The sequence below is a fragment of the Roseateles sp. P2_H4 genome, assembly GCF_056403315.1.
Genome location: NZ_JBFUFR010000021.1, coordinates 94,765 through 107,415, shown reverse-complemented (window position 1 = coordinate 107,415; position 12,651 = coordinate 94,765). Strand labels below are relative to the sequence as shown.

The 12,651-nt window shown below is 66.3% G+C and carries 7 protein-coding genes; 3 read left to right on the top strand and 4 right to left on the bottom strand.

Going from position 1 to position 12,651, the window contains the following annotated elements; all coding sequences use genetic code 11:
- Positions 1–26 precede the first annotated feature (26 nt).
- From AC1DW3_RS17050 to AC1DW3_RS17035, 4 genes are all read right to left on the bottom strand, one after another.
- Entirely contained in the window at positions 27–2,009 is a 1,983-nt protein-coding gene (locus tag AC1DW3_RS17050; RefSeq protein ID WP_477933010.1) for a M3 family metallopeptidase, read from the bottom strand.
- A 1-nt stretch (position 2,010) separates the two neighbouring features.
- Entirely contained in the window at positions 2,011–2,871 is an 861-nt protein-coding gene (gene folD / locus AC1DW3_RS17045; protein ID WP_477933008.1) for a bifunctional methylenetetrahydrofolate dehydrogenase/methenyltetrahydrofolate cyclohydrolase FolD, read from the bottom strand.
- 76 nt (positions 2,872–2,947) lie between these two features.
- Positions 2,948–3,571 carry a response regulator transcription factor gene (locus tag AC1DW3_RS17040; RefSeq protein ID WP_088483486.1) on the bottom strand — a complete coding sequence of 208 codons (624 nt, stop codon included), beginning with the start codon at positions 3,569–3,571 and terminating at the stop codon, positions 2,948–2,950.
- On the bottom strand, positions 3,568–6,168 hold the full coding sequence (locus AC1DW3_RS17035) for a PAS domain S-box protein (RefSeq protein ID WP_477933006.1): 2,601 nt from the start codon (positions 6,166–6,168) through the stop codon (positions 3,568–3,570). Before AC1DW3_RS17035 ends, AC1DW3_RS17040 begins: the two co-directional genes overlap by 4 nt.
- Positions 6,169–6,350: 182 nt before the next feature.
- Here AC1DW3_RS17035 and aceE point away from each other — a divergent pair, with 182 nt between their 5' ends.
- The 3 genes from aceE to lpdA all read left to right on the top strand — a co-directional run bounded on the left by aceE (position 6,351) and on the right by lpdA (position 12,596).
- Positions 6,351–9,062 (top strand): pyruvate dehydrogenase (acetyl-transferring), homodimeric type, encoded by a 2,712-nt coding sequence (aceE, locus tag AC1DW3_RS17030; RefSeq protein ID WP_477933004.1) that lies wholly within the window; start codon positions 6,351–6,353, stop codon positions 9,060–9,062.
- A gap of 20 nt (positions 9,063–9,082) precedes the next feature.
- Positions 9,083–10,735, top strand: coding sequence for a dihydrolipoyllysine-residue acetyltransferase (gene aceF, locus AC1DW3_RS17025; protein ID WP_477933002.1), 1,653 nt, complete (start codon positions 9,083–9,085; stop codon positions 10,733–10,735).
- A 64-nt stretch (positions 10,736–10,799) separates the two neighbouring features.
- Positions 10,800–12,596, top strand: a complete 1,797-nt coding sequence (gene lpdA / locus AC1DW3_RS17020; RefSeq protein WP_477933000.1) for a dihydrolipoyl dehydrogenase — start codon at positions 10,800–10,802, stop codon at positions 12,594–12,596.
- Positions 12,597–12,651 lie beyond the last annotated feature (55 nt).

Sequence of the window (12,651 nt, the reverse complement as noted above, 5' to 3'; positions counted from 1 at the left end):
AGCGTGCGACTTTTTTCGCGTTGTTCTCAGCTCATGCCTTGATGACGCAGCAGCGCGTCGATCTTGGGCTCGCGGCCGCGGAAGGCCTTGAAGTTGTCGATGGCATCGCGCGCGCCGCCTTGTTCCAGCACTTCGTTCAGAAAGCGCTTGCCGGTGGCGGCGTTGAACACGCCTTCCTCCTCGAAGGCGCTCCAGGCGTCGGCGCTCAGCAGTTCGGCCCATTTGTAGCTGTAGTAGCCGGCCGCATAGCCGCCCGCGAAGACGTGGGAGAAGCTGTGCTGGAAGCGGTTGAAGGCGGGCGGGATCAGCACGGCCACTTCGGCGCGCACCTCGGCGAGCACCCCGGCGATGTCCGAGCCGGGCTCGCCGTGGATGCGCATGTCGAACAGCGCGAACTCGATCTGGCGCAGCGTCATCAGGCCGCTCTGGAAGTTCTTGGCGGCCGTCATCTTGTCGAAGAGTTCGCGCGGCAGCGGCTCACCACTGTCGACATGGCCGCTCAACTGCTGCAGCACGGCCCATTCCCAGCAGAAGTTCTCCATGAACTGGCTGGGCAGTTCGACGGCATCCCATTCGACGCCGGAGATGCCGGACACGCCGAGGTCGTTGACCTGCGTCAGCATGTGGTGCAGGCCGTGGCCGAACTCGTGGAAGAGGGTGATGACGTCGTCGTGCGTCAGCAGCGCGGGCTTGTCGCCGACGGGCGACGCGAAGTTGCAGGTCAGCAGCGCGACCGGCGTCTGCTGTTCACCTGTAGGCTTGAGCCAGCGGCTGCGCACCTCGTCCATCCAGGCACCCGGGCGCTTGCCGGTGCGTGCATAGAGGTCGAGGTAGAACTGGGCGATCAACTGGCCGCCACGGCGCATCTCGTAGAACTTGACGGTCTCGTGCCAGACCGAGGCCTTGGCCTCGCTGATGGACACGTCGAACAGGCGCTCGATGATGGAGAACAGGCCGGGGACGACTTTCGTCGCCGTGAAGTACTGCTTCACCGTCTGGTCGCTGAAGGCGTAGCGGGCTTCCTTGAGTTTCTCGCTCCAGTAGGAGACGTCCCAGGATTCCAGCGGAGCGCCCTTGGCGAAGTCACGCAACTCGGCCAGATCCTTCTCGGCGAAGGGGCGTGCGCGCTTGGCGAGGTCGCGCAGGAAGGTCTTCACCTCATCCGGCGTCGAGGCCATCTTGGGCGCCAGCGACACCTCGGCGAAGCTCTTGTAGCCGAGCAGCTGGGCCTCTTCCTGGCGCAGCGCGACGATCTCGCGCATGGCGGCGGTGTTGTCCCACTCGGGCTTGCCCGACTCGCTGGCGCGGGTCACATAGGCGCGGTACAGCTTCTCGCGCAGCTCGCGGTTGTCGGCGTACTGCATGACGGGCAGATAGACCGGGAAATGCAGGCTCAGCTTGTGGCCGCCGTCGTCGAGGCGGGTGGCGTCCAGCACGTCCTGAGGCACGCCGGCCAGCTCTTCGGCCGTGGCGATATAGCTCCAGCCGTCGGTGGCATCCAGCACATGCTCGCTGAACTGCTGCTGCAGCTCGGCACTGCGCTCCTGGATGGCGGCGTAGCGCTCGCGGGCCGCACCCTGCAGCTCGGCGCCGGACAGCACGAAGTTGCGGATGGCGTGCTTGAGCACCTGCTGGCGTGGGGCGCTCAAGCTGGCGCCTTGAGCGGCGACCACGGCCTTGTACTTGGCAAACAGCGCCTCGTTGGCGCCCATGGCGGTGCTGAACTCGGTCACGGCCGGCAGCATGGCGTTGTAGGCCTCGCGCAGCGCGGGCGTGTCGGCCACGGCGTTCAGGTGGCCCACGGCACCCCAGGCGGCGCCCAGGTGCTCGGTGCTGGTGTCGAGGATGCGCGAGAGGACGTCGTAGTCGGCCGGCGTCTCGGGCTTGGTGGCTTCGTCGAGCGCCACCTGGGCCGCAGCGAGCAACTGCTCGATGGCGGGCTGCACATGCTCGGGCTGGATGGCCGCGAAGTCGGGCAGGGCGGCGGTGGAGAGCAGGGGATTCGTCATATCAGTTCGACTTGAGGCTGCGTTCGGCGGATTCAAGCGTGTTGACGAGCAACATGGCAATGGTCATAGGACCCACGCCGCCGGGAACCGGAGTGATCCAACCCGCCACGTCCTTGACGCCGTCGAAGTCCACGTCGCCGCAGAGCTTGCCCTCGTCGTTGCGGTTCATGCCCACGTCGATGACGACGGCGCCCGGCTTGACCATATCGGCCGTCAGCACATTGCGCTTGCCCACGGCAGCGACGATGACGTCGGCCTGGCGGGTCATCTCGCCCAGATTGGCCGTGCCGCTGTGGCAGATGGTGACCGTGGCGTTGGCAGCCAGCAGCATCATGGCCATGGGCTTGCCGACGATGTTGCTGCGGCCGATGACGACGGCGTGCTTGCCGCGCAAGTCCTTCATGCCGATGCTCTCCAGCATCTTCATGCAGCCATAGGGCGTGCAGGCCTTGAAGCCGGGCTCGCCGACCATCAATGCGCCGGCGCTGGCGACGTGGAAGCCGTCCACGTCCTTGGCCGGCGAGATGGACTCGATGACCTTGTGGTCGTCGATGTGCTTGGGCAGGGGCAGCTGGACCAGGATGCCGTGGATGCTGGGGTCGTTGTTCAGCGCGTCGACACGGGCCAGCAGCTCGGCTTCGGTCATCGTGGCGTCGTACTTTTCGAGCCGCGAATGGATGCCCGCTTCCTCGCAGGCCTTGACCTTGTTGCGCACATAGACCTGGCTGGCCGGGTTGTCGCCCACCAGCACGACGGCGAGGCCGGGTTGGTGGCCCTGGGCGGTCAGAGCGGCGGCGCGAGAAGCGGCTTCGCCGCGCAGTTGCTTGGAGAGGGCGAGGCCGTCGATCAGTTGGGCGGTCATGACAAGGCTGCTTTCTGCAATGCTGGAAATGCAAAAGGCCGCTGGAGTGCAGCGGCCTTTGAAAGGGAGTCGGGGATCAGGCCTTGGCGGTCGCGCCCAAGGCAATCTTGAGCAGGTCCGCCACCGTGTTGGCGTTGAGCTTTTCCATGATGTTGGCGCGGTGCGCCTCGACCGTCTTGATGCTGATGCCGAGGTCGTCGGCGATCTGCTTGTTCAGGCGGCCGGCGACGATGCGCTCCAGCACTTGCGCTTCGCGCGTCGTCAGGCGGGCCAGCAGGGCGTCGCGGCTGGCGGCTTCCTGGTGGCTGGAGAAGGCATCGCGGGCCTGGTCGAGCATGCGCTCCACCAGGGCCAGCAGCTCTTCTTCCTTGAAGGGCTTCTCGATGAAGTCCATCGCGCCCTTCTTCATCGTCTGCACGGCCATCGGCACGTCGCCGTGGCCGGTGATGAAGACGATGGGCAGGGGGCTCTTGCGCTCGATGAGGCGGTCCTGGAGTTCCAGGCCGGTCATGCCATCCATGCGGATGTCGGCAATCAGGCAGGCGACCTCGCGAGGGTCGTAGCGGGCCAGGAAGGATTCGGCCGAGTCAAAACACTTGACTCGGTAGTCCTTGCCTTCGAGAAGCCACTGCAGGGAGTCGCGGACCGCTTCGTCGTCATCGACAACGTAGACGTTGCCCTTCTTAGGGATCAAGCTCATGGTGCTGTGGGTTCTGTTCTCTGAGCGCTGCCGAGAATGCCCTGGGAGGCTTCCTGACGCAGGAGTTCTGAGGTGATGGTGACCGGAATCGTGAATGCAAATCGGCAGCCGACGACCAAGGAGCCATTGTAGAGGTTCTCGGCTTTTATCCGGCCCTGGTGGGACTCGACGATAGACCGGCATAACCCTAATCCGATGCCCAATCCGTCGGCTTTTGTCGAGAAAAACGCCTCATACATGCGGGCCAGCACTTCATCGGGCAAACCCGGCCCCATGTCGGTGACGGAGAACTCGATCTGGCCGCCCAGCTCGGCGCTGTGCTTGGGGATGACGCGCAGCTCGATGTGGCGGCGCGAGGTCGGCAGGGAGGCGTTGTCGATGGCCTCGGCGGCGTTCTTCAGCAGGTTCATCAGCACCTGCTCGATCAGGATGGGGTCCACCATCAGCTGCGGCAGGCGCTGGGCCACATAGGTGTGGATGGCCACGTTGCGGCGGCGCAGCTCGATGCCGGCCAGTTCCACCGCGTCCTCGACGATGTCCGCCGCGTTGGCGGGCTGGCGCTGCGGCTCGCTGCGCTTCACGAAGTTGCGGATGCGGTGAATGATCTGGCCGGCGCGTTCGGCCTGCTTGGCCGTCTTGGTCAGCGCGGCCATCAGCGCATCCTTGTCGATGCTGTCGTTGCGCACGCGGCTGACCATGCCGTTGCAGTAATTGGTGATGGCGGTCAGCGGCTGGTTCAGCTCGTGGGCGACGCTGGAGGCCATCTCGCCCATGGTCATCAGCCGGCTCGTGACCTGGGCCTTGTCGGCCTGCAGGGCGGCCTGGGCCTCGGCGTGGCGGCGCATGGTGATGTCGGTGGCGATCAGCATCTGCGCCAGGCGGCCGTCGGTCCACTGCAGATAGCGGGCGCGCACGTCGAACCACATGGCCAGGGACTCGACATAGACCTCGCGCGGGTCGGAGCCGGTCTCGGTCAGCGCCTCGGCGGGCAGGCCGGAGTAGTCGTCGACCTCGTCGACGCTATCGTCCAGGCCACCGCGGCGGCTGGTCGTGCCCAGCAGATGGCCACCGGCCAGCAGCGCGTGGCCGGCCGGGTCGGCACCGAACCAGAGGCGGTAGCTGCGGTTGGCGAACAGCAGCTCCGGTGGCTGCACGGACAGCACCGACACCGCCGCGTCCAGGCCTTCCAGCACGGTGGTGAAGCGCTCGTGCGAGGCCGAGAGCTGGTCGCGCACCCGCTTGGCCTCGGTGATGTTGGTCATCGAGGTCATCCAGCCGGTCTGCTTGCCCTTGGTGTCCACCAGCGGCGACACATAGACGCGGGCGTCGAACTGGCTGGCGTCCTTGCGCTGGATCTTCACTTCGACGCCACCCGAGGGGCTGCGGCCCTGCAGCTCCTGCTGCAGCAGGCGGGCGTTTTCCTCGCGCCGGTCGGCGGGCCAGAAGGGGTAGGGCGGCGTGCGGCCGATGAGGTCGGCTTCCGAGAAGCCCGTCATCGCGCAGAACGCCGGGTTCACATAGGTGATGCGCGTGTCCATGTCCATGGCGCGCATGCCGGTCAGCATGGAGTTCTCCATGGCACGGCGGAAATTGGTCTCCAGCGTCAGCGCGTTCTGGATCTGGGTGCGCCGGCGCATATGGCGCCAGGTGCCCAGCAGCATCCAGACTGTCATGCCGGCCAGGGCCAGCACCAGCCAGAACAGCGCGTTGTTGATGAGGCCGATGGAGGTGCGCCAGCCCTGGCCGCGCAGCACCAGGCCGTTCAGGGCCGGCGCCAGCGGCACGTCGTGCAGCAGGGAGGCGCGGCGCAGCACCTGGCCCGGCATGGGCGTGACGGTGCTGCTGACGATCTGGTCGCGCGCATCCAGCACGGCGATGCTGTGGCGGGTGGCGACCTCGCTGGGCACGTAATAGCGCAGCAGCGACTCGACGGTGTATTCGGCGATCAGCACGCCGGCAAAGCCGCCGCGGTCGATCAGCGGGATGTGCAGCTGGAAGACGGTGACGCCGTTGGCGTCGGAGAAGGGCGGCGAGTAGACCGGCTGGCGCCTTTCCTTGGCGGCCTCGAAGGCGATGGCCGCCGCGTTGGACTGGTTGACCATGGGCATGGACGGATCGTCACCGTCGGCCGACATCAGGCCGTCGGCCTGGAAGCCGGCGGCGCCCACGCTGCTGCGGCGCTCGCGCTTGGCGCTGAGCCAGGTCACATGCGTCAGCTCGGGCCGCTCGCGGGCGAAGGCCTGGGCCTGGGCGGAGAACTCGTGGGCGTCGATCTGCCGCGTGACGACCTCTCGCGCGATGCGCACCAGCTGCTCCTGGTTCTCGATCAGGCGCAGGCGGATCTGCTGCTGGGCGATCTCGGTGTCGCGCTTGACGGACTCGGTCTCGCGCTCGATTTCTTCGTTGCGCAGGTACCAGAAGGCCGAAATGATGGCCGCCAGGAAGAGCAGCACCGAGATCAGCGGCCCCAGCGTGGCCAGGCGGTCCTGGCGCGACGGCGATTGCCGGAACCACCAGGTCGCGACCAGGCGGCGCAGCGGCGCCAGCATGCGTTGGCCGCGGGAGCGGATCTCGGGAGCAGGGGAATCGGCGGACATCGGCAAATTATCCGGGTCGGACGGAAGTCGAATATTTCATATTAAGAAATCGATTCGCACCATTTGGGAATTGACTGGGCTTGTGAGACACTGCCGCCGCTCGCGGGCCAGCGCCTGCGCTTTGCACCTGTTAGAACAGCCACTTCCGCCCGCCAGAGGCGGATTTACCAGGAGACACGGCCATGTCAGCCCAGCCGCAAGAGTTTCTCGGCGCCGCCGCGAACGACCAAGACCCGCAGGAAACCCGTGAGTGGCTGGATGCCCTCTCGGCCGTCATCGATCGCGAAGGTGCCGAACGCGCGCACTTCCTGATCGAGGAGATGCTGGAGCACGCCCGCCACCACAGCATCGATCTGCCGTTCTCGGCCACGACGGGCTACGTCAACACCATCGAGTCTGACGCCGAAGCCCGTTGCCCCGGCAACATCCAGATCGAGAAGCGCCTGCGCGCCTATATGCGCTGGAACGCGATGGCCATGGTGGTGCGGGCCAACCGCCTGCACCCCGCCGATGGCGGCGACCTGGGTGGCCACATCGGCTCCTTCGCGTCGGTGGCCAGCATGTTCGGTGCCGGCTTCAACCACTTCTGGCATGCCGCCAGCGAAGACCACGGCGGCGACTGCCTCTACATCCAGGGCCACAGCGCGCCCGGCATCTATGCCCGCGCCTACCTGGAAGGCCGGCTCAGCGAGGAGCAGCTGGACAACTTCCGCCAGGAAGTCGACGGCAAGGGCCTGTCGAGCTACCCCCACCCGAAGCTGATGCCCAACTTCTGGCAGTTCCCGACCGTCAGCATGGGCCTCGGCCCGCTGATGGCGATCTACCAGGCGCGCTTCCTGAAGTATCTGCACGCCCGCGGCATCGCCAACACCGAGAACCGCAAGGTCTGGGCCTTCATGGGCGACGGCGAGATGGACGAGCCGGAAAGCCTGGGCGCCATCGGCCTGGCCGTGCGCGAGAACCTCGACAACCTCGTCTTCGTCGTCAACTGCAATCTGCAGCGTCTGGACGGTCCGGTGCGCGGCAACGGCAAGATCATCCAGGAGCTGGAAGGCGAGTTCCGCGGCGCGGGCTGGAACGTCATCAAGCTGATCTGGGGCAAGGGCTGGGACGAGCTGCTGGCGCGCGACAAGAGCGGCAAGTTGAAGCAGCTGATGATGGAGACGCTGGACGGCGACTACCAGGCCATGAAGGCCAACGACGGCGCCTTCGTCCGCAAGAACTTCTTCGGCAAATACCCCGAGACGGCCAAGCTCGTCGCCCACATGAGCGACGAGGAGATCTTCGAGTTGCGCCGCGGCGGCCACGAACCCGAGAAGGTCTACGCCGCGTTTGAGAAGGCCCACAACAACAAGACGGGCCAGCCCACCGTGCTGCTGGTCAAGACCGTCAAGGGCTATGGCATGGGCAAGGCCGGCGAAGGCAAGAACACCGTCCACCAGACCAAGAAGCTGACGGACGAGGACATCAAGTACATCCGCGACCGCTTCAACATCCCCATTCCCGACAGCGAGCTGGCCAAGATCCCCTACTACAAGCCGGCCGACGACACGCCGGAGATGCGCTATCTGCACGAGCGTCGCCAGGCGCTGGGCGGCTATCTGCCCAGCCGCCGCCCCAAGGCCGACGAGCAGTTCAAGGCGCCCGAGCTGGCCACCTTCCAGGCCGTGCTGGACCCGACCGCCGAAGGCCGCGAGATCTCGACGACCCAGGCCTATGTGCGCTTCCTGACGCAGCTGCTGCGTGACAAGGAAATCGGCCCGCGCGTCGTGCCCATCCTCGTCGACGAGGCCCGCACCTTCGGCATGGAAGGCCTGTTCCGCCAGATCGGCATCTACAACCCCAAGGGTCAGCTGTACACGCCGGTCGACAAGGACCAGGTCATGTACTACCGCGAGGACAAGGCCGGGCAGATCCTGCAGGAAGGCATCAACGAAGCGGGCGGCATGGCCAGCTGGATCGCCGCGGCGACGTCGTACTCGACGAACAACCGCGTCATGATTCCGTTCTACGTCTACTACTCGATGTTCGGCTTCCAGCGCATCGGCGACCTGGCCTGGGCGGCGGGTGACATGCAGGCCCGTGGCTTCCTGCTGGGCGGCACATCCGGCCGCACGACGCTGAACGGCGAAGGCCTGCAGCACGAGGACGGCCACAGCCACATCCTGGCCGGCACCATCCCCAACTGCATCAGCTACGACCCGACCTTCGCCCACGAAGTGGCGGTCATCATGCAGCGCGGCCTCAAGCGCATGGTCGAAGACCAGGAAAACGTCTTCTACTACATCACCCTGCTGAACGAGAACTACCCGATGCCCGGGCTCAAGGCCGGCACCGAGGAGCAGATCCTCAAGGGCATGTATCTGCTGGAAGAGGCGGATGCGTCCAAGCCCATCAGCGTCAACCTGCTGGGCTCGGGCACCATCCTGCGCGAAAGCCAGGTCGCCAAGATGCTGCTGGAGGAGGACTGGGGCGTGGGCGCCAATGTGTGGAGCTGCCCGAGCTTCAACGAGCTGGCCCGCGACGGCCAGAACGCCGAGCGCTGGAACCTGCTGCACCCGACCGAACTCGCCTGCGTGCCCTTCGTCACGCAGCAGCTCGGCCACACCAAGGGCCCGGTCATCGCGTCCACCGACTACATGAAGAACTACGCGGAGCAGATCCGCGCCTTCATCCCCAAGGGCCGTTCCTACAAGGTGCTGGGCACCGACGGCTTCGGCCGCAGTGACTTCCGCTCCAAGCTGCGCCAGCACTTCGAGATCAACCGCCACTACATCGTCGTGGCCGCGCTGAAGGCGCTGGCCGATGACGGCGCGGTGCCGATCGAGCGCGTGGCCGAGGCGATTGCCAAATACGGCATCGACGTCAACAAGATCAACCCGCTCTACGCCTGAGCCCCGGGGGAGACACAAACATGGCATTGGTTGAAGTCAAGGTTCCCGACATTGGCGATTTCGACGAGGTCGGCGTCATCGAGGTGCTGGTCAAGGTCGGCGACACCGTCAAGGTGGAGCAAAGCCTGATCACCGTCGAGAGCGACAAGGCATCGATGGAGATTCCGTCGTCGCAGGCCGGCGTCGTCAAGGAGATCAAGGTCGCCGTCGGCGACAAGGTCAAGGAAGGCAGCGTGCTGGTGATCGTCGAGGGCGAGGGCGCTGCTGCGCCGGCGCCTGCGGCCGCCGCCCCCGCGCCCGTTGCCGCTGCGCCGGCACCAGCAGCGCCTGCTCAGGCTGCTCCGGCCCCGGCCCAGAGCAGCGGCCCGGTCACCATCGAAGTCCCGGACATTGGCGACTTCGACGAGGTGGCCGTCATCGAGCTGCTCGTGAAGGTCGGCGACACCGTCAAGGTCGAGCAGAGCCTGGTCACCGTCGAGAGCGACAAGGCCTCGATGGAAATCCCGTCGTCGCATGCCGGCGTCGTCCAGGAGCTGCTGGTCAAGGTCGGCGACAAGGTCGCCAAGGGTTCGCCGCTGGCCCGCGTGGCCGCCACCGGTGGTGCACCCGCGCCCGCCGCGGCGCCCGCTCAGGCGCCGGCGCCTGCCGCGGCCGCACCTGCAGCCGCACCCGCCGAAGCCAAGGCCGCGGCACCCGCTGCCGCGCTGCCGGCCCACCAGCCGACCGCCCCGACAGGCCAACTGCCGCACGCCTCGCCCAGCATCCGTAAGCTCGCCCGCGAGCTCGGTGTGCCGCTGGCAGAAGTGAAGGGCAGTGGCGCCAAGGGCCGCATCGTCGAGAGCGACGTGCAGGGCTTCGTCAAGGCCGTCATGAGTGGCACGGTGCAGACCGCCGCGCAAAAGGCCGTTGCGCCTGCTGCTGCCGCTGGCGGCGGTACGGGTCTGAACCTGCTGGCCTGGCCCAAGGTCGACTTCGAGAAGTTCGGCCCCGTGGAGCGCAAGGAGCTGTCCCGCATCAAGAAGATCTCGGGCGCCAACCTGCATCGCAACTGGGTCGTCATCCCGCACGTCACCAACCACGACGATGCCGACATCACCGAGCTCGAAGCCTTCCGCGTCCAGCTGAACAAGGAAAACGAGAAGGCCGGCATCAAGGTCACGATGCTCGCCTTCATGATCAAGGCGGCCGTCGCGGCGCTGAAGAAGTTCCCCGAGTTCAACGCGTCGCTGGACGGTGACACGCTGGTGCTGAAGAACTACTTCCACATCGGCTTCGCGGCCGACACGCCCAACGGCTTGGTCGTGCCCGTCATCAAGGACGCCGACAAGAAGGGCATCTTCCAGATCGGCGCCGAGATGGGCGAACTGGCCAAGAAGGCCCGCGACGGCAAGCTGGGCCCGGCCGACATGAGCGGCGGCTGCTTCTCGATCTCGTCCCTGGGCGGTATCGGCGGCAAGTACTTCACGCCCATCATCAACGCACCGGAAGTGGCCATCATGGGCGTCTGCAAGAGCTCGATCGAGCCGGTGTGGGACGGCAAGGCCTTCCAGCCGCGCCTGATCCTGCCGCTGTCGCTGTCGTGGGACCACCGCGTCATCGACGGCGCGTCGGCTGCGCGCTTCAACGTCTACTTCGCGTCACTGCTGTCCGACTTCCGTCGGATTGCCCTGTAAGACCTTGCGGGACAGACCTCGCATAGCGAGCTCTGTCCCCAACTGATCAAACTGGAAAATTGCAATGGCAATCGTGGAAGTTCAAGTTCCGGATATTGGCGACTTCGACGAAGTCGGCGTCATCGAGGTGCTGGTCAAGGCCGGCGACGCAGTCAAGGTTGAGCAGAGCCTCATCACCGTCGAGAGCGACAAGGCGTCGATGGAGATCCCTTCGTCCGCCGCTGGCGTGGTCAAGGAGCTGCGCGTCAAGATCGGCGACAAGGTCGCCAAGGGCTCGGTCGTGCTGACGCTGGAGTCCGCTGAAGCTGCGGCCCCCGCGCCGGCTGCCGCAGCGCCTGCACCGGCACCTGTGGTCGCCGCCGCGCCGGCCCCTGCCGCCGCGACCTACTCGGGTAGCGCCGACCAGGCCTTCGACCTCGTCGTTCTCGGCGGCGGCCCCGGTGGCTATTCGGCTGCCTTCCGCGCCGCTGACCTGGGTCTGAAGGTTGCCATCGTCGAGCGTTACGCAACGCTGGGCGGCGTCTGCCTGAACGTGGGCTGCATCCCTTCCAAGGCGCTGCTGCACGTCGCGGCCGTCATGGACGAGGTCAGCCACATGGCCGACCTGGGTGTGGCCTTCGGCGAGCCGGAGGTCGACATCGACAAGCTGCGCGCCCACAAGAACAAGGTCACCGGCAAGCTGACCGGCGGCCTCGCGGCCATGGCCAAGATGCGCAAGGTGACCGTGCTGCGTGGCGTCGGCACGCTGCTGGATGCGCAGAACCTGAAGGTTGAAGCCACCGAGGGCGCTGTCGGCCAGGCCAAGACGGGTTCGTCGCAAACCGTCGCCTTCAAGCGCCTCATCATCGCGGCCGGCTCGCAGGCTGTGCGCCTGCCCTTCCTGCCCGAAGACCCGCGCATCGTCGACTCGACCGGCGCGCTGGAGATGCAGGTCGAGGCCGAGAAGATGCTCATCGTTGGCGGCGGCATCATCGGCCTGGAAATGGGCACGGTGTACTCCACGCTGGGCTCACGCCTGGACGTCGTCGAAATGCTGCCCACGCTGATGACAGGCGCCGACCGCGACCTCGTCAAGGTCTGGCAGAAGTTCAACGCCCACCGCTTCGACAACATCATGTTGAACACGAAGACGGTCGGTGCCGAGGCCAAGCCCGATGGCATCTGGGTCACCTTCGAAGGCGAGGGCGCGCCGAAGGAGCCGCAGCGCTACGACCTGGTGCTGCAGGCCGTGGGCCGCACGCCCAACGGCAAGAAGATCGGCGCCGAGAACGCGGGCGTCATCGTCGGCGACCGCGGCTTCATCCCGGTCGACGTGCAGATGCGCACCAATGTGCCCAGCGTGTTCGCCATCGGCGACATCGTCGGCCAGCCCATGCTGGCCCACAAGGCGGTGCATGAAGGCCATGTGGCGGCGGAAGTCATTGCCGGCGAACTGCTGGGCGACGACAAGCTCAAGAAGAGCCAGTTCGACGCCCGCGTGATCCCGAGCGTGGCCTACACCGACCCCGAGGTGGCCTGGGTGGGCATCACCGAAGACGAGGCCAAGGCCAAGGGCATCAAGTTCACCAAGGGGCTGTTCCCTTGGACGGCTTCGGGCCGCGCCATCGCCAATGGCCGCGACGAGGGCTTCACCAAGCTCATCTTCGACGACGAGAGCCACCGCATCATCGGCGGCGGCATCGTCGGCACGCATGCTGGCGACATGATCGGCGAGATCGCGCTGGCCATCGAGATGGGCGCGGACGCGGTGGACATCGGCAAGACCATCCACCCGCACCCGACGCTTGGCGAGTCCCTGGGCATGGCTGCGGAAGTGGCGCACGGCTCCTGCACGGACGTGCCGCCGGTGCGCAAGAAGTAAGCGCAGCGCGACCAGCAGATGGGCCGGCATTGCCGGCCCTTTTTCATGGCGATGA

Excerpts from the sequence above, each read along its gene's own strand:
- AC1DW3_RS17050 (WP_477933010.1), bottom strand. The coding sequence starts at position 2,009 with ATGACGAATCCCCTGCTCTCCACCGCCGCCCTGCCCGACTTCGCGGCC.
- aceF (WP_477933002.1), top strand. The coding sequence starts at position 9,083 with ATGGCATTGGTTGAAGTCAAGGTTCCCGACATTGGCGATTTCGACGAG.
- folD (WP_477933008.1), bottom strand. The coding sequence starts at position 2,871 with ATGACCGCCCAACTGATCGACGGCCTCGCCCTCTCCAAGCAACTGCGC.
- lpdA (WP_477933000.1), top strand. The coding sequence starts at position 10,800 with ATGGCAATCGTGGAAGTTCAAGTTCCGGATATTGGCGACTTCGACGAA.
- AC1DW3_RS17040 (WP_088483486.1), bottom strand. The coding sequence starts at position 3,571 with ATGAGCTTGATCCCTAAGAAGGGCAACGTCTACGTTGTCGATGACGAC.
- aceE (WP_477933004.1), top strand. The coding sequence starts at position 6,351 with ATGTCAGCCCAGCCGCAAGAGTTTCTCGGCGCCGCCGCGAACGACCAA.
- AC1DW3_RS17035 (WP_477933006.1), bottom strand. The coding sequence starts at position 6,168 with ATGTCCGCCGATTCCCCTGCTCCCGAGATCCGCTCCCGCGGCCAACGC.